The 17,066-nt window shown below is 72.1% G+C and carries 15 protein-coding genes; 5 read left to right on the top strand and 10 right to left on the bottom strand.

Annotated elements, in window-relative coordinates:
• Positions 1–8: 8 nt before the first annotated feature.
• The 4 genes from AB0I71_RS09215 to AB0I71_RS09200 all read left to right on the top strand — a co-directional run bounded on the left by AB0I71_RS09215 (position 9) and on the right by AB0I71_RS09200 (position 3,878).
• A complete protein-coding gene (locus AB0I71_RS09215; protein ID WP_357582728.1) occupies positions 9–905 on the top strand; it encodes a bile acid:sodium symporter family protein in 897 nt (298 codons plus the stop codon).
• A 184-nt stretch (positions 906–1,089) separates the two neighbouring features.
• The gene (locus tag AB0I71_RS09210; protein ID WP_357582727.1) at positions 1,090–2,466 is read left to right on the top strand and encodes an FAD-dependent oxidoreductase; all 1,377 of its coding nucleotides are present in this window, start codon (positions 1,090–1,092) and stop codon (positions 2,464–2,466) included.
• 85 nt (positions 2,467–2,551) lie between these two features.
• Positions 2,552–2,872 (top strand): multidrug efflux SMR transporter, encoded by a 321-nt coding sequence (locus AB0I71_RS09205; protein WP_357582726.1) that lies wholly within the window; start codon positions 2,552–2,554, stop codon positions 2,870–2,872.
• Positions 2,873–2,927: 55 nt separating this feature from the next.
• Positions 2,928–3,878: a cation diffusion facilitator family transporter gene (locus tag AB0I71_RS09200; protein ID WP_357582725.1), complete on the top strand. Its 951-nt coding sequence runs from the start codon at positions 2,928–2,930 to the stop codon at positions 3,876–3,878.
• 5 nt (positions 3,879–3,883) lie between these two features.
• Here AB0I71_RS09200 and AB0I71_RS09195 read toward each other — a convergent pair whose 3' ends face one another.
• The 6 genes from AB0I71_RS09195 to AB0I71_RS09170 form a co-directional block, all read right to left on the bottom strand.
• The gene (locus tag AB0I71_RS09195) at positions 3,884–4,711 is read right to left on the bottom strand and encodes an SDR family oxidoreductase (RefSeq protein WP_357582724.1); all 828 of its coding nucleotides are present in this window, start codon (positions 4,709–4,711) and stop codon (positions 3,884–3,886) included.
• Between the two features lie 52 nt (positions 4,712–4,763).
• The gene (locus AB0I71_RS09190; RefSeq protein WP_357582723.1) at positions 4,764–5,141 is read right to left on the bottom strand and encodes a sensory rhodopsin transducer; all 378 of its coding nucleotides are present in this window, start codon (positions 5,139–5,141) and stop codon (positions 4,764–4,766) included.
• Positions 5,141–6,331, bottom strand: coding sequence for a D-arabinono-1,4-lactone oxidase (locus AB0I71_RS09185; protein ID WP_357582722.1), 1,191 nt, complete (start codon positions 6,329–6,331; stop codon positions 5,141–5,143). The genes AB0I71_RS09190 and AB0I71_RS09185 overlap by 1 nt, the downstream gene beginning before the upstream one ends.
• Before the next feature lie 68 nt (positions 6,332–6,399).
• A complete protein-coding gene (locus tag AB0I71_RS09180; RefSeq protein WP_357582721.1) occupies positions 6,400–7,743 on the bottom strand; it encodes an MFS transporter in 1,344 nt (447 codons plus the stop codon).
• 45 nt (positions 7,744–7,788) lie between these two features.
• Positions 7,789–8,169 (bottom strand): YccF domain-containing protein, encoded by a 381-nt coding sequence (locus AB0I71_RS09175; RefSeq protein WP_099851924.1) that lies wholly within the window; start codon positions 8,167–8,169, stop codon positions 7,789–7,791.
• 63 nt (positions 8,170–8,232) lie between these two features.
• Positions 8,233–10,347 (bottom strand): cellulase family glycosylhydrolase, encoded by a 2,115-nt coding sequence (locus AB0I71_RS09170; protein ID WP_357582720.1) that lies wholly within the window; start codon positions 10,345–10,347, stop codon positions 8,233–8,235.
• Positions 10,348–10,672: 325 nt separating this feature from the next.
• Between AB0I71_RS09170 and AB0I71_RS09165 the strand changes: the two genes are divergently transcribed.
• Positions 10,673–11,881 carry an FUSC family protein gene (locus AB0I71_RS09165; protein WP_357582719.1) on the top strand — a complete coding sequence of 403 codons (1,209 nt, stop codon included), beginning with the start codon at positions 10,673–10,675 and terminating at the stop codon, positions 11,879–11,881.
• Between the two features lie 14 nt (positions 11,882–11,895).
• On the opposite strand, the gene AB0I71_RS09160 is transcribed toward AB0I71_RS09165, so the two are convergent.
• From AB0I71_RS09160 to AB0I71_RS09145, 4 genes are all read right to left on the bottom strand, one after another.
• Entirely contained in the window at positions 11,896–12,414 is a 519-nt protein-coding gene (locus AB0I71_RS09160) for a hypothetical protein (protein WP_357582718.1), read from the bottom strand.
• A gap of 23 nt (positions 12,415–12,437) precedes the next feature.
• On the bottom strand, positions 12,438–12,956 hold the full coding sequence (locus tag AB0I71_RS09155; RefSeq protein ID WP_357582717.1) for a hypothetical protein: 519 nt from the start codon (positions 12,954–12,956) through the stop codon (positions 12,438–12,440).
• Positions 12,957–13,161: 205 nt separating this feature from the next.
• Complete coding sequence (locus AB0I71_RS09150) at positions 13,162–15,960, bottom strand: AAA family ATPase (protein WP_357582716.1); 2,799 nt, start codon at positions 15,958–15,960, stop codon at positions 13,162–13,164.
• 81 nt (positions 15,961–16,041) lie between these two features.
• Complete coding sequence (locus AB0I71_RS09145) at positions 16,042–17,010, bottom strand: helix-turn-helix transcriptional regulator (protein ID WP_357582715.1); 969 nt, start codon at positions 17,008–17,010, stop codon at positions 16,042–16,044.
• Positions 17,011–17,066: the final 56 nt, after the last annotated feature.

Genomic DNA, 17,066 nt, shown 5'->3' with positions numbered 1-17,066 from the left:
GTCGTGTCATGGACTCCGCCCTGACCCTGATCGGACTACCCGTCGCCCTCGGCATCATCATGCTCGGTCTGGGTCTCGGCCTGACCACCGCTGACTTCCGGCGGGTGGCCCGACACCCGAAGGCCGCCGTCATCGCGCTGGTGTGCCAGATCCTGCTGCTGCCGGCGCTCTGCTTCGGCCTGGTCCTCGCCTTCGATCTGCCACCCGAACTGGGTGTCGGGATGATGCTGCTGGCCGCCTCCCCGGGCGGTACCACGGCCAACCTCTACAGCCACCTCTTCGGCGGGCACGTCGCCCTGAACATCACCCTGACCGCGATCAACTCGGTGCTGGCCGTGTTCACCCTGCCGATCGTGGTCAACCTGTCGGCGGCGTACTTCCTCGGCGGCGCGAGGAGCATCGGGCTTCAGTTCGACAAGGTGCTCCAGGTGTTCGCGATCGTGCTGATCCCGGTCGCTGTCGGAATGTTGATCCGGGCGCGGGCGGCCCGGGTCGCCGAGCGGTTGAACCGCCCGGTCCGGGTGCTGTCCGTGGTGGTACTGGTCGCGGTGATCGCCGGTGCCGTGCTCGGTGAGCGGGACAACCTCGCCGACTACTTCGTCTCCGTCGGCCTGGCCGTGCTGGCGTTCAACCTGCTCAGCCTCGGCATCGGGTACGGGGTGCCCCGGCTGGCCGGGGTCGAGCGCAGCGCCGCCAAGGCGGCCGGATTCGAGATCGGCATCCACAACAGCACCCTGGCCATCACCATCGCGCTCAGTCCGGCGCTGCTCAACAACACCCAGATGGCGATTCCCGGTGCGGTCTACGGCATCGTCATGTTCTTCACGGCTGCCGCCTTCGGTTACCTGGTCAACCGGGTGGGCACCCGACGCGACCCGGCCCCGGACGGTGCCGTCCGGACCTGATCCGGCCGGATCGACACCTCGGCGCGGGTGCCCGAGGGGCGGGCGGATCGGCGTTTGCGTTCCCTCGCTGTGCAACGATCGTTGGGCGTCATGCCGACCGTCCGGCTCCGTCGGCCTGCCCGAGCATCGGCCACTGGCAGGCAGGCGGAAAGGCGCCACACCTCGTACCCCTTTGGAGAGCACGATGTCCCTCTCTCCGGCTCGGGTCTTCGCCGCGCTGAACGCGGTGCGACCGCCCGACCAGGCGTCCCCTGTCATGGACAAGGCGGTGGTGATCGGCGGCAGCATCGCCGGGATGCTCGCCGCCCGGGTGCTGTCCGACCACGCCGAGAGCGTGGTGGTCATCGACCGCGACGACCTGCACGCGACCGGTGGACGACCGGGCGTGCCACAGGGGACCCAGTTGCACGCGCTGCTGCCCGGCGGCTTCCTTCAACTGGAGCAGCTGTTCCCCGGATTCCGGGAAGAGGCCCTGGCGCAGGGGGCTGTCGAAGCCCCGCCCGCGGCCCGGCGGAACTACCTGGACGGCCGGCTGAAGGTCGTCGTACCGGACGACGCCGACAGCCTGGCCGGCAGCCGGCCGCTGCTGGAGTCGTTGATCCGGCAGCAGGTGCTTCGACTGCCGAACGTCAAGACCCTCACCGCGCGGGCCACCGGGCTGGTGTTCGACGGTGCCGTGACCACCGGTGTCCGGTACGACGTCGGCGGTTCGCCAGGTGTGGAGCACGCCGACCTGGTGGTGGATGCCATGGGGCGGTCCAGCCGGTTGTCCGACTGGCTGGCGGAGGCCGGGTGGGAACGGCCGGCGCTGCGGCGGATGACGGTGAACCTCAACTACGCGACAGCCCTGTTCCGGCGGCACGAGGCGCACCCTGAGCACGCCGTGGTGCTGGCGCTGCACAGCCCGACGATGTCCGTGGACGTCGCTGGCGCCGCGTTCTTCGCGATCGAGGACGGCCGGTGGATGGCCATGATGGCCGGTTACGGGGAGAACCGTCCCGGCCGTACCGCCGAGGACTTCGTCCGCCGGTTGCGGGAACAGTTCCCACCGGAGTTCGCCGTGGTCGCCGACAGCGAGATCCTCGGCGACGTGCAGACCTACCGGCACGCCGACAGCCGGCGTCGGGACTTCCACGCGGTGACCCGGTTGCCGGCCGGGTTGGTGAGCGTCGGTGACGCGGTCGCCTCGTTCAACCCGGTGTACGGGCAGGGCATCACCGCCGCCGCCCTGCACGCGGCCTGCCTGGCGAGCTACCTGCGGCCCGGCCCGGACCTCAGCCTGCCGGCCCGCCACTTCTTCGCCCTCCAGAAGATCGTGGTCGACGCGGCCTGGTCGATATCCACCTCGGCCGACCTGGCACTGCCGCACGTCGACGGCCCCTACCCACGTGGCTACCGGCTCTCCAGCTGGGTGAGCCGGCAGATCGTGGCGGCGACGGTCACCGACGTGGTCACCGCCCGCCGGTTCAACGACGTCGTCTCGATGCGGAAGCACCCGAGTTCACTGGCCGCGCCGAAGGTGATCCTCGGCGCCCTGCGCGCCAACCGGCGGGCTCGCTGACCGGCCGCCCGTCGCTCCCGGGCGGCGAGTGCCCCGCGTACGCTGCCGCTGTCGACGCGGGGACCGAGCGGGAGAGAGGATCCGGGTGGCCTACGTCTTTCTCCTGCTCGCCATCGCGGCGGAGGTCACCGGCACCAGCCTGCTCAAGGCGACGCAGGGCTTCACCCGGCTCTGGCCGACGCTGGGGCTGGCGGTGGCCTACCTGACCGCGTTCGCCCTGCTCGCCCAGGCGGTCAAGGGGATACCTGTCGGCGTCGCGTACGCCATGTGGTCGGGTCTCGGCACCGCCGCCATCGTCGCCATCGGCGCGGCCTACCTGGGTGAACCGCTGACCCTCGTCAAGGTCTGCGGCGTCGCTCTCGTCATCGCCGGCGTCGTACTGCTCAACCTCGACAACACCCACTGACCCCCACCCACCCCACCCCACCCCGCAGGCGGGGGTGATGATTGCACTTATAGCAATGTCAGCATATGTTGTGGAGAGGGGATGGAGGGGGTGCGGGGTGGGGCACGATCACGGACGGCGGGTCGTCGGGGCGGGGGAGAGACACCGCGGGCGACTGTGGGCGGCCTTCGTCCTGTTGGCGGTCTTCATGCTTGTGGAGGCGGTCGGGGCCTGGGTGACCGGTTCCCTGGCCCTGCTGTCGGACGCCGGGCACATGTTCACCGACGTGCTGGGCATCGGCATGGCGCTCGCCGCGATCACCGCCGCGAGCCGAACCTCCCGGGACGGTCAGCGCACCTTCGGCCTGTACCGGATGGAGGTTCTGGCGGCGCTTGCCAACGCGGTGCTGCTCTCCGGGGTAGCCGTCTACGTGCTCGTGGAAGCGCTGCGGCGGCTGGATGAACCGCCGGAGGTGCTGGTCGGTCCGATGGCGGCGGTGGCCGTGGCCGGGCTGGTCGCCAATGTGGTCGCCTTCTTGCTGCTGCGCGCCGGCGCGACGGAGAGCCTGAACGTGCGCGGCGCCTACCTGGAGGTCCTCGGTGACCTGCTCGCCTCGGTCGGCGTGCTCGTCGCGGCCGGGGTGATCGCCCTGACCGGCTGGTGGTACGCGGACCCGATCGTCGCCGTCGGCGTGGGCCTGTTCATCCTGCCCCGCACCTACCGCCTCGCCCGCGCCGCGCTGCGGGTCCTGGTGCAGGCCGCACCGCCGCACGTGGACGTCGCCGAGGTGCGCGACGGGTTGCGCGGGCTCGACGGGGTCGCCGACGTGCATGACCTGCACGTGTGGACCCTGACCTCGGGAATGGAGGTGGCTTCGGCACACCTCACCCTGGACACCGGAGCCGAGCTGGCCCGGGTGCTGGCCGCCGCGCGCCAGATGCTGCACGACCGCTTCAGCATCGAGCACGCCACGTTGCAGGTCGAGCCACGGGACGCCGAAGGCGTCTGCGGCGGCGCCCACTGGTGAGTCCGTCAGCGCAACTGGACCACGTTGCCGGTGACCAGCCGCCCACTCTCCCCGGCGAGGAAGGCGATCACCTCGGCGACCTCCTCGGGCTCGGCCACCCGGAGCAGGTGCGGGTCGTCGCCGACAGCGGCGCGTACCTCCTCGCTGACCCAGCCGGTGTCGGTGACCGGCGGGTGCACGGCGTTGGCGGTGATACCGAACGGCGCGAGTTCGCGTGCCGCGGACATGGTGTAGTTCACCAGCGCCGCCTTGGCGGCACCGTAGGAGACCTCCTCGGGGAACCCGTCGCTGCCACCCGAGGTGAGGCTGATGACGCGCCCCCAGCCACGCTGCGCGGCGACGTTGCGGCGGGCGAACTCGGCGATCAGCAGTGCGCCCGCGCGGGCGTCCACGGCGAACTGGACGTCGAAGGATTCGGCGCTCACCGGCCGCAACGACCGACCGTGCCGGTCGACAGCGGCGGGCTTGAAGGTGTCCGCCAGCCAGCCGCTGGCGTTGTTCACCAGGATGTCGACAGTGCCCAGCTCGCGTTCGGCGACGTCGAACAGCCGGGCCGGGACTGCCGGGTCCGCCAGGTCCGCCTCGACCGGTACCACCCGGCCGCCGACGGCGCGGACCCGTTCGACCACCTCGGTCGCGTCGCCGGCCCGGTTGCGCCGGTACGTGTCGGGGATGCCCGGATCCGGTGGGTCGTCCAACCGTAGATAGGTGATCAGTACCGCGGCGCCCAACCGGGCCAGCGCGACGGCGGTGGCCGCGCCGATGCCGTGGTTGGCCCCGGTGACCAGAGCCACCCGACCGCCCAGATCGTTGGCTGCTGCCGTGGGGAACACGTCTTCGGGCCTCCCCTGAGGATGTCGCGGACCAGGATCCCGGGAACGGACCCTACCCGACTGGATGGGCGATCACGTCGGTCAGGGCGAGCGCGCCAGGCAGCCGGGTGTCCTGCCGCTGGAACTGCACCACCACCGGTACCGACGAGGTCAGCAGGAGACCGTACGGCCGGGCCAGGCGGATCGCCTCCGGATCGACGAGATCGTTGAGGCGTACGTGTCGGATCCGCCGCTCCGGCACCCGGAAGGGGTACGGCCCGACCGGGTCCTGATCGGTGTAGTAGACGGTCAGCTCCACCTGCGCGGGGTGGTCACCGGTGTTCAGCACACACACCTGGTCGAAGCTGGTGAACTCCGGTTCCTCGCCGTGGCTGGGAAAGGGAATCCGCCCGCCGGGAACCACCCAGGTCGTCGCGCCGATCGGGTCCATCACGCCTCCTTCAGCAGCCGGGCGAGATCCGGGGTGAGCAGGACGCCGTCCGGGTCGAGCCGGCGGCGGATCGCGGCGAAGGTGTCCCAGTCCGGGTACAGCTCGCGCAGTTCCTTCGCGGTCAGCGAGTGCTTCTTGCCCCAGTGTGGGCGACCACCGAAGTCCCGGAAGATCGCCTCCAGGTCGGCGAAGTACTCCTCGTGCGGCAGCCCGACGTTGTGCAGGCAGGCGATGGTGGTCGTGGCCCGGCCGTTGGCGTTGCTGAGGTGGATGTCGTCGGCGGCGATGGTGCGGACCAGCAGCCGCCACGCGACGGCCACCCGGTGCCGGTCCAGGATGCGTCGACGTACTGCGGCGAAGCACTCGTCGAACGCCTCGCTGGGCAGCATGTACTCGATCTCCTCGAACCGCAGGTCGCGGTCCTGCGGCAACTTGTGGTGCAGCGGCCCGGTCTCCAGTTCCCGGATCGGGCCGGTCCAGCTCGGCGCGGGCGGGTCGTCGCGCTCGTCGAGCGCCCGTACCTGGGTCAGGTCGCTGCGGGGGTACCAGTAGAAATCGAGGTTGCGGTGCCGCTGCTGCAACTCCTCCCGGTGCTCCAACGTCCAGTCCAGCGGCGCGCACCAGGTACGCCGGACCACCTCGAAGTGCTTCTGGACGTCAAGCGTGAGGCGGGTGACGACGCCCAGCGCCCCGAGCGACAGCCGGGCCGCCGGCAGCAGCTCGGCGTTGCGGTCCGCCGAGATGTCCAGCACCTCACCGGTGCCGGTGACCAGGCGTACCTCGGCGATCTGCGTGGACAGGTTGCCGAACCGGGGACCGGTGCCGTGGGTGCCGGTCGCGGTCGCGCCGGCGATCGTCTGGTAGTCGACGTCGCCCAGGTTCTCCATCGCCAACCCGGCGTCGAACAGACCCTCGCCGAGATCCTCCAACCTGGTGCCGGCACCGACCGTGGCGCGGCCCCTCTCGGCGTCGTGCGACAGCACCCCGGCGAGCCGGTCGACGCTGACCAGGAACCCGTCGGTACGCACCAGCGGGCTCGACGAGTGACCGGAACCGACCGGCCGCAGCGTGCCGCCCGCGTCGCGGGCGCGCCGCACCAACTGCACCACCTCGGACTCGTCTGCCGGTTCCAGGATCCCCCTCGGGGTGAACCGGATGCTGCCGGACCAGTTGCGCCACTCCCGGGTCACCCGGTCACTCCTCCCAGATCGGTGACCCTCGGTGCTACCCGGGCGCGAAACCGGATAAACAAGATCGTTCACCGGCCGGCGGGGGCCGGGCCGTCGAGGGCGTCGAGCAGCCGGCGCCGGCGCAACCAGAGCACCACGACACTGAGTGCGAGCCCGGTGAGCGCCACCGCCCAACGCACGCCGATCAGGTCGGCCAGCCAGCTCTGCACCAGCGCACCGAGCGGGTAGGCGCCGGCGAACGCCATCCAGTACAGCGAGGCCACCCGGCCCCGCAGGGCGTCGGGCGCCAGCACCTGCACTGTCACGTTCGCGGTGGAGAGCACCGCCAGATAGCTGGTGCCCAGCACGATCACCGCGGCCAGGCCGAGCCCGAGCGTCGGGGCCGCGGCCAGCGCGAACGTCGCGAAACCGTGCACGGCCAGCGCCACACCGGCCACACCGGACCGTGGTCGGCCGCTGCCGTACACGCTGAGCAGTACCGCGCCGAGGACGGCGCCGATGCCCAGACCGGAGGCGAGCAGGCCGGCGCCGCCGGTGCCGGCATCGTAGACGTCGGTGGCGAAGACGGCGGCGAGCTGCACGATCGGGGTGCCGACGAAGGAGACACAACCGGCCAGCAGCACCGCCACCAGCAGCCCGGGGACGCGGCGGGTGTACCGCACGCCGCCACGCAGCCGGGCGAGCATCGGCTCCGTCGGCGCGGGTTCGGCGGGCGTGCGGGGCCGGATCGTGGCGAGCGCGAGCAGCATCACCACGTTGGCGCCGGCCGCCACCAGGAACGCCGCCGTGCTTCCGGACCGGACCAGTACCGCCGTGGCCAGGACCGGACCCAACGCGCGGGCGACGTTTGCCTGCATCGCGTTGAGTGCTATCGCGTTGAGCAGCTGCCGGGGTGGCACGAGTTGTGGAATGAGGCTCTGCCAGGCCGGGGTCTGCACCCCGTTGGCGGCCCCCGCGGCGGCGACCAGGGCCAGCAACGCCACCGGTGCCGCCGCGCCGTTCCGGCTGAGCAGCGCCAGCAGCAGGGCGACGAGCAGCGCGACCAGTTGGGTGGCGGCCAGCACGGCCCGGCGCGGGTAGCGGTCGGCCAGCAGCCCGCCGACCGGGGAGCCGAGCATCGCCGGCACGAACTGCGCGAACGCGCCGAGACCGGCCCAGACGGCCTGCCCGGTCGCCTGGTAGAGCAGCAACGGCACGGTCAGGTTGAGCATCCAGGTGGCGGTGCTGGCGCAGATCGCCCCGGCCAGGAACGCCCGGAACGGCGGGCAGCCCAGTGCCGACACCGCCCCGGTCCAGTGGACCCGCCGGGGTGGCGTCGGCACACCGCCGCCGGGCGGAACCAGCACCGCCCGCTCACGGCGGGACGGTGCGGTACCGGCCGGGCGTCGACCCTGCTGCCCCTCGCTGCGCACGTCGTCTCGGTACCCGGTCCACGACGCTCAAACGCCGCGCCGGCGTCACGGTGCGGGTACGACCTCCTGCCCCAACGGCCAGATCGCCGCCGGGACGAGCTTGAAGTTGGCCACGCCGAACGGAATCCCGATGATGGTCAGACAGAGGCTGACGCCGGCGACGATGTGCGAGAGCGCCAGCCACCAGCCGGCCAGCAGCACCCAGATGATGTTGGCGAGACCCGAGGCCACCCCGACGCCGGGCTTGGGCACCAGGGTCCGGCCGAAGGGCCACAGCGAATACGACGCCAGCCGCAACGACGCGACACCGAACGGGATGGTGATGACGAGCACGAAGCAGATCAGGGCGGCGATGCCGTAACCGATCGCCAGCACCAGGCCACCGCCGAAGATGAGCCAGAGCACGTTCAGCAGGAATCGGATCATGAACCAATGATGACCGCTGCGCGCCACCGGCCACCCGTCCGGGCGGCCGGTGGCGCGTGCGGGTCAGCCGGTGACCCCGGTGACGTTGCTGCCGGATCTGGTGACGCGGTAGGTCACCTGTGCGCCGCTCCAGAAGTGGAAGGTGAGGGTGACCGGTGCGCCGTCGCGTACCTCGGCGAAGAAGGTGTCGGTCAACGTGATCCGACTACCCGGGTAGTCGGGGCTGAAGGCCACGTCGAACTCCTTGTAAGACGTCCAGTCGTGCGGGCCGGCGTTGCTGCCGTCCGCGTACCTCGCCTCCATGGTGGCGAGCTGGTCGCCGCGGAACTGGGTCGGAATGGCGAAGGCGGCGGTGGACCCGGTGGCGCTGGACAGGACCGGAGTCTCATAGGTGATCACGTCGATCCGCCAGGGCACGCCGGCCGAGAAACGGGCCTGGAGGCTGGCGTTGACCCCGTACGCCCGATTGCCGACCAGCCGGGTAAGCGCGCTCGCGGTGATGGTGAGCTGGTTGCCGGAGACCGTGTAGTCGGTGCCCTGGGTCAGGTTCGTGCTGCCCTGGCGCAGCCCCTGGAAGGTGGTGCCGTTGAGGTTCAGGGTGAGCGACTTGGCGGTGATCGAGCCGGTACGCGGCACGTACACCTGATCGGACGACGCGGTGCCGGAACGGGTCGTCCAGCTCGACCTGATCTGGGCCCACAGCTCCGGATCCTTCCACCGGAAGGCGACCCGGTCGAAGTGCTGGCCGTTGTCCCAGAGCTGGGTGGTCAGCCGCTTGGTTCGCGCGTAGTGGCCGAGGAACTCGAAGAACTTCAGCTTCTCGCCCTGCTGGATGGTGCCGGTGTGCCTGTCGAACCCGAGCAACCCGTACTCGCCGATGACGACCGGGATGTTGCGGGTCACGAAGGCGTTGTGCACCCGGTCGAACGAGTCGGTCAGGTCCTGCTGGGTGGTGGCGTCGAAGCGGGTACCGCCCGCGACGTTCACGCTGAACGGCCAGTAGCCGTAGAAATGCACGGTGGCGATCAGGTTGCGGTCGTTGAGCTGGTTGATCGTCGTGGTCAGCTCGTTGATCCGGGCCTGCTCGGAGGAGGTGTGCAGGGTCGGCAGGACCAGCATCCGGGTGGCGTTGGCACCGCCGGAGGCGCGCACGATCCGGTGGAAGTTGACGTTCAGCTCGTGGAGCAACTGCGCGTTCTGGGCGTCGCCGGAGCTGTTGGCGAACTGCGGCTCGTTGACGCTCTCGAAGTGCAGCCTCGGTGAGTGGTCCCGGAACGCGGCGGCGATCTGGGTCCACAGCGCGTTGTAGCGGTTGAGCACAGTGGTCCGGTTCGTCGGCATCTCGTGAATCCACTGCCACGAGTCGTGATGCAGGTTGATCATCACGTAGAAGCCGTCGTCCAGGGCCCAGCCGACGACCTCCTTGACGCGGTTCAGCCAGGCGGCGTCGATCGTGTACGACGGCGCGGGTCCGTGGTGGTTGCTCCAGGTCACCGGGATCCGGATGCTGTTGAAGCCCTGTGCCCGGATGGCGTCCAGTTGCGCCTCGGTGACGCGCGGGTTGCCCCACGCCGTCTCGTCGGCACCGACCGCGTCGAAGGTGTTGCCGAGGTTCCACCCGGGCTGCATCGCGGCCACGTACGCCATCGGGTCACCGGCCGGCGGCGGGCTGGTCGGCGGCGGAGTGCTCGGTGGGGGCGTGCTCGGCGGCGGGGTGGTGGTCGGTGGCGGGGTGGTACCGACGCTGCCGGTGCAGGTGACGCCGTTGAGCGCGAACGTGGTCGGCGCCGTGTTGCTGCCGGACCACGACCCGTTGAAGCCGAACGACGCGGTCTGGTTGGTGCCCAGCGCGGCGTTGTAGCTGACGTTGCTGGCGGTGACGTCGTTGCCGGACGAGGTGACGGTGGCGTTCCAGGCCTGGGTGACCCGCTGCCCCGAGGGGAACGTCCAGGTCAGTCGCCACCCGTTGAGCGGGTCGCCGAGGTTTGTCACGTCGACGTTCGCGGTGAACCCGCCCGGCCACTGGCTGGGGGCGGAGTACGCCACCCGGCATCCGGCCGCCGCGTGGGCGGTGCCGGCGTTGATCAGACCGGCTCCGGCCAGTAGTGCGGCGATGCCGCTGGCCACCAGGCCGAATCGCCAACGTGTCCTGCGCAGTGTGCCCTTCAGCCCAGCCATGACGCTCCTCGCGTGGTGATGGTGTCGACGGGGTGGCTGGCCGGGCGTCGCCGGGCCACCGGAAACATCCGGCCGGCTCGCACCATAAGTTGGGATCATGAACTTTGTCAATCGACGTGTCGCGATACAAGGGTCTTCTTCCCAGGTGAGGGAGGTGGGCTGGCGGGGAAGTCGATCGGCCCGGCGTACCGAGACGGTGGGAACATCGACGTCGAGCGGATCGGCGAGGCCCGCCAGCGCCAGCAGGAGACCGACCGGCACCCGGGAAAGCGGCACCGGTACCCCGGGCAGTGAATGAGCGCGGCCCGGCGGGGTAGTCGGCGGCGTGGCGGCGGGGGAGGAGAACGCGGGCTGGGCGCGTGATGCCGCCGGCCGGGTCGAGGCCAGGGTGGCCGGGACCGTCGGCAGCCTCAGCCAGCGGATCGGCTGGCGGGAGCGACGCCGGAGCCTGGAGCTGTACGCCATCCTCGCCGTGCAGGCCGGGGTGGCCGCCGCGCTCGCCTGGACACTGGCGCACGAGCTGCTGGGCCACCCGTCACCGGTGTTCGCCCCCAGCGCCGCCGTCGGCACCATCGCCGCCGCGATCGGTCGGCGGACCCGACGCACCATGGAACTGCTCGTCGGCGTGCTGGCCGGGCTCCTGGTGGGTGACGCCCTGATCATGGTCATCGGCACCGGTCCGTGGCAGATCGGCACCGTGGTCACCATCGCCATCCTGCTCGCGCTCACCATGAGCCGGGGCGGGCAGGTCGTCACCCAGGCCGGTGGTACGGCGGTGCTGATCGCCACCCTCTCGCCGATCCAGCGCGGACTGGAGGTGCCGCGGATCATCGACGCGGTCATCGGCGCGGTCTCCGCCGTGGTGGTGGTGGCCCTGCTGCCGGTCAACCCGGTGCGCATCATCCAGCGGGCCGCGCGTCCGCTCTTCGCCGCCCTGATCGAACACCTGCACAACGCCGCGGACGGGCTGTCCAGCGAAGACGCCGGGATGGTGGCCCGCGCCCGGGACGGAATCTTCGGCCTTGAACCCCAACTGGCCCTGCTCAACGACGCGGTCTCCGGCGCGCAGGAGGCGGTGGCGGTCTCACCGGCGCGCTGGCACCGGCGCGGCGAGTTCGAGCACTACCAACGCGGTACCCGCTACCTCAGCCTGGCGGTCGGGGGTGGCCAGGAGATGCTACGTCGGGCGGCCACCGCGGTCCACGACGGCGAGCCGATCCCGCCCGGGCTGGCCGCCGCGGTGCACTACTTCGGGGACGCGCTCGCGTTGTTGCAGGTCGAGGCGGAGAGCGGGCACCGCACGGAGCGGTCCGAGCAGCTGGTCCTCAAGGCGGTCGACCGGGCCGCCGAGGCGTACACCGAGGGGGTCGGTTTCTCCGGCAGTGTGGTGGTGGCCCAGATCCGTACCGTCGCCACCGACCTGCTGCGCAGCCTCGGCTGCCACGAGGACGAGGCCGTCGCGGTGATCCGGCGACGCTTCGAGCGGGAGCGGTCCAAGGCGGAGCAGCCGCCCGCCGAACGGGGGGCGGCGTGACCGTCCCGGGCGGCTCAGAGCCGACCGGCCACCGTCCGCGCCAGCTCGGTCAGCGGCTTGTGGTACTTGGCCGGGTCGTCCAGCCGAACCAGTCGGATGGCCACCCAGACGCCGGCGGCGTTGACGAAGACCGCGCCGTCCTCCAGGTACGCCTCGTCCCCGATGCCGGACAGCGTCTCGAACTCGTGGTCGAGGTCGCGGTCGACGTCGAGGATCTTCTTGGCCCCGTCGCCGACGTAGACCTCCACCTGCGCCACCGGACCCGACACCGGTCCGGTGTACCTGCAGGTATCGCGGACCGGCACCGCATCATCCAGGGGAGTGCCGGCCAGCTTCTCGGCGTCCGCCTTGGACACCAGCGCGCAGGCGTCGACAGCCGGTGCCTCGGCCGACGGCTCGGTCGCCTCGGTGGGTGCCACCGGCTCCGCCACCTCGGTCGGTGGCGGTGGCGCGGCGGCGGGTTCCGCGCCGCCGCCGCAGGCGGCGAGAACGGCGACGGCGACGGCCGTCACGGCGAGCTTCAGGTACCTCACGGTCGTCTCCTCGGGGCGTGGTGTCACCGGGGCAGGGCGTCGAGCAGCCGGCGAAGCGCCTGCTCGTACCCGTCGGACTGGGCGCCGAGCCGCTCGAAGCTGCTCAACGTCACGGTGAAGCTGCCGGCACCGCCGACCAGCACCGCCTCGGCACCGAGTTCCTTGACCGCCAGGTAGCCCTTCCCGCCGCCGTCGAGGTCCGTCACCGTCTGGTAGGTCTGCGCGGCCTGCTGGCGCTGGTAGTCGTAGGTCGTCTCGCCGGCCAACTGCGAGGCGGTCGTCACGGACAGGGCCGCCACCCCCTTGCCGTCGCCGAAGCTGCACTTGCCGTTGTCGACCATCGACTGGCCGACCAACTCGGAGATCTGGGCGGCGGTGAACGGGCAGGCCGGGGTTTCGGTGCCGGCGTCGCCCGCGGGCAGGTCGAGGTCGGCCTCGGCGTCCGCGCCGGGGCCCGCCTCCGGAGGCGTGGGTTCGCTGCTGTCGCAGCCGGTGAGCGCGAGTGCGGCCGCGAGCACTGCGGGCAGGATCAGTCGACGCACGGGTTCGGTCCCTTCTGACACCCGGCTGCAACGGGCCGGGCTGCTCGACCAGGTCCGGCATGCTGCCGGTGGATGATCGCGGCGTGCCTGAACGACGCGGCCGGACTGCCTGCCGGTGGCCGGCGCCGGTCCACCCCGAAGCCGGTACGTCGGGGTGACGTCTCGACGCTACGACCGCACGGCCGTGGAGGAATCCGGTGTTTCCCTAGCCTTTGACGGCGATGACCGACGCACCGGCGACCGCCGGTCGGCGTACCCGGTCGTCGGCTCCACCGATCCGCGCCAGTGCGGCACCCAGTTCAGCCCGGCGGGAGATGCCCAGCTTGCGGTAGACCCGGGACAGGTTGGTCTCGACGGTCTTCGGGCTGACGAACAGCTCGTCGGCGATGGCCCGGCTGGTCCGTCCCTGCGCGGCGAGCCGGGCGACCCGCTCCTCCGTGGCGGTGAGGTCCGACGGCGCGGGCGGGCGTCCGCCGAGCCGGGCGGCCTCGGCCCGGGCCCGCTCGGCGAACACCGTCGCGCCCAGGGCGTCGAACTCGACAGCAGCGGCGGCCAGCGCCTCTCTGGCCGGGCGCTTGCGGCGGGACCGGCGATGCACCACGCCCGCGACCAGCAGGCATCTGGCCCGGTCCAGCGGCAGGACCTCCGGCGGTACGGCGGCTCGCGCGGCGGCGAGGTCGGCCAGGGCAGCCGACGGGTCCCCACCACTGGCGCTGTCCAGCAGGGCGCGACTGCGCGCCAGGCCCAGCAGCGTCCAGGGGCGGGGCAACCGCCGGTGGCGTTCCGCCAGTCGGGCCAGGGCGCTGCGGGCCGTGACCAGGTCACCGGCACCCACGCAGGCCTCGATCCAGTCGGTCTCGAAGCGCTGCGCCAGCGGCTCGGTCAGGCCCATCCGGTCGACAGTCGCGGCGAGCCGGCCGTACCCGGCTGCGGCGTCGGCCATCCGGCCGGCGCAGAGCGCCACGAACGCGCCCAGTTGCAGGTGGATCCGCCGACACCAGTCGTCGTCGAGCCGCTCACCCAGCCGGAGCCCCGCCTCGGCCACCTGCTGCGCCACGTCGAGCCGGCCGCGCAGCGCGTCGAGCAGCCCGGCCAGCCAGATCTCCGCGGTCGCCTCGGTGCCGAGCAGTTCACCGAGCTCGCGGGCCGCCGCGATGTGCCGCTCGGCGACCGGCCACCGCCCCGCGAGCAGCTCGGTCTCGCCGAGGTGTTTGAGCAGGTCGTACTGCGAGGGCTCGTCGCCCCGAGTCGCCGCCAGGTCCAGCAGCTTGCCCAGTCGCCGCCGGGCCCGGGCCGGATCGTCGATCGACTTCCACCAGATCGCCGGGATCGTGCCGGCCAGCCACGACGGCTCCGGACCCTCCATCTCCAGCGCTCGGTCGAGCAGCTCGACGCGGGGTGGTTCGCCGGCGCGTACCTCGTTGAAGAACAGGTGCAGCAGCGCTGCGGCGAGCAGCGTGCGGTCGCCGCCGGGACCGGTGAGCAGGGCGATGGCCGCCTCGGCGTGCGCCCGCGCCGGATCCGGCAGGTCGACGAAGAGCGCCAGGTGGGCGTGGATCCGGCCGGCCAGCGGGGAATCCGGGCGGGTCGCCGCCAGCGCCCGGCCGGCGGCCTCGACCGCGGTGCCGCCGGACTCGTCGGCACTCCAGGCGACCACGGCGCGCAGCAGCAGCGCCTCCGCGCGGACGTCGCCGTCGAAACCGGCGGCCACCGCCTCGGCGGCGGTGCGTGCCCCGGGGTGGTCCCCGCAACCGAACCGGCAACGGGCCGCCGCCAGCAGCCGCTGGCCACGGCTGGTCTCGTCGTCGGCAGGTGTCAGCCGCGCCGCCGACTCGTACAGGTTGGCGGCGGCCTCCGGCGCGCCCCGCGCGTGTTGTCGGGCGGCGGCCGCGGCGAGGGCGTCGGCGACCACCGGGTCCGGCGCGGTGGTGCAGAGCGCCAGGTGCCGGACCCGCTCGTCCGGATCGGCCACCACCTCGGCCAGCCGGCGATGCAGGCCGCGCCGGACGCCGGGCGGGATACCGGCGCGGACCGCGGCCGCGTAGACCGGATGGCTGAACTCCACTCGCACCGCGCCCACCACGAGCAGGCCGGCCTCCTCCGCGGCGTCGAACGCGGCGGGGGAGACCCCCGCCGCGGCCAGGTCACGCAGCAGGGGTACGCCGAGCAGAGCCGCCAGCCGCACGGCGTCCCGGCAGCGGGCCGGCAAGTCGGCGAGCACCTCGCCGAGGAGTTGGTGCATGGACGAGGCCACCGGCAGGTCCTGCGCCGGTTCCGGCGGTTGCGGCAGGCGCTGCACCGCGCGGGTCACCTCGATGGCGACCAGCGGGTTACCGGCGGCCTCCCGGGCGATCCGGGCGAGCAGCGAACGACTCAGGGTGGCGCCGACCCGTTCCCGCAGGAGGTGGTGCAGGGCTCCCACTCCCAGCGGAGCCAGCGGCAGCCGGGTCAGCCGGCCGGGACCGGAGTCGAGCCCGAGTGGCGCGATCCGCAGCGTGGACGTGCTGTCGGTGCGACAACTGACCAGGGTGGACAGTCCGGGCCCGACCCGGCGCAGGGCGAACCGCAGGGCGCGTTCGCTCGGCCGGTCCAGCCACGGCGAGTCGTCCACGGCGACCAGCGTCGGCCGGCCGGCGGCGAGCGCCGCCTCCAGCAGCGAGCGGGTGGCGGCACCGACCACCCGTTCGTCGACGGTCTCGTCGCTGTCCCGGGTGAGCAGCACCACCTCGGCCGCGACGCGCTGCGGGCGCGGCAGGTCCACCACCAGGTCGGCCAGTGGCCGGAGCAGGTCGGCGAGGGCGGCGAAGGGCAGATCGGTCTCGCACTCGGTCGGCGCGCAGGTCAGCACCGACCAGCCGGCCCGCGTGGCCTCGCTGAGCAGTTCCCGGAGCAACGTCGTCTTGCCGATGCCGGCCGGGCCCTCCAACAGCACCGAGCCCGGCTCACGCAGTGCGCGCCAGGCCTGATCGAACACCCCGTCCCGGCCGACGAGCGTACGCCGCATGTGGTGATTCTGGCACCGATGGTGGTGCGGCGGCCATCGTGCGGACGGCGATCCGCCACCGGCGGTCGGTCAGGTTGGTCCTCAGGCGTGCAGGGTCCGACTGGGCGGAAACCCGTAGGTGGCGTGGTAGCGCGCGGTGAACCGGCTGTGGCTGAGGAATCCCCACCGCGAGGCGATCGCCGAGACGGTCTCCTGCCGGGGGTCGGCCTGCATCAGGTCGCGGTGGGCGCGGTCGAGGCGGACCCGGCGCAGGTGCGCCATCGGGGTGGTGTCGAGGTGTCGACGGAACGCCAGTTGCAGGGTCCGCAGCGAGACCTGGGCCGCCGCGGCGATGTCGGCCGCACCGATGTCGCGGTCGGCGTACTCCTCGATGAACGCCGTCGCCCGGCGCAGCGTCGCGGTGGTCGCCGCGCGCCTGTCGGTGGCGGACGGCCAGCCCGCCGTGGTGTTGGGAAAGACCGCCAGGGCCGAGGCGGCCAGCATCCGGGCGGCGTTGGCGATGACCAGGGGCTCGCGGTACGCGTACGGGTTGCCCAGCACGACGTGGTTGAGGTAGCTCATGGTGTGCCGCCACAGCCCGGCCAGGGCCGGGGAGGCGGGGGTCAGTCCGGTGAACCGGACCGAGCGCGCCCGGTGGGCGGACGCCGCGCCGGTCACCCGGTCCAGGACGGCCGGACTGAGCAGGCAGGTGGTGATCCGGCCCGGCAGCCAGCGCAGCGAGCAGGACAGGTCGGGGAGAGTGACCAGGAAGACGTCGCCCGGCCCGAACCGGCCGTACGCACCGGCGCAGGAGCGGTCGACACGTCCGCTGACGACCTCACAGATCACCAGGGCGGCGGGCGGCCCGGCGTCGATCTCGAGGCAGGCGGACTGGTCCAGCGTCTCCAACCAGAATGAGCCCGCGTCCACCCGGTGATGGCGCAACCGGTAGCGGACGCCGGCGGCCGCGCGGACGGCCACAGTGGTGCGGTAGGCGTTCGCCAGGAAGTCGTGGATCGTCTCCGGGTCGCGGCTGTCGAACCGGTGGGCGGTCGGAACCTTCGTCTTCAATACGTCTCCATCGACCTGGACGGAGGGCGCTTCGGTACGCCGGGACGGAGCCCGAC

Origin of the sequence: Micromonospora sp. NPDC049891, assembly GCF_040660295.1 — a bacterium.
Classification (GTDB): Bacteria; Actinomycetota; Actinomycetes; order Mycobacteriales; family Micromonosporaceae; genus Micromonospora.
The sequence above is the reverse complement of the archived record's forward strand: the minus strand, read 5'-3'. Positions and strand labels throughout refer to the sequence as shown.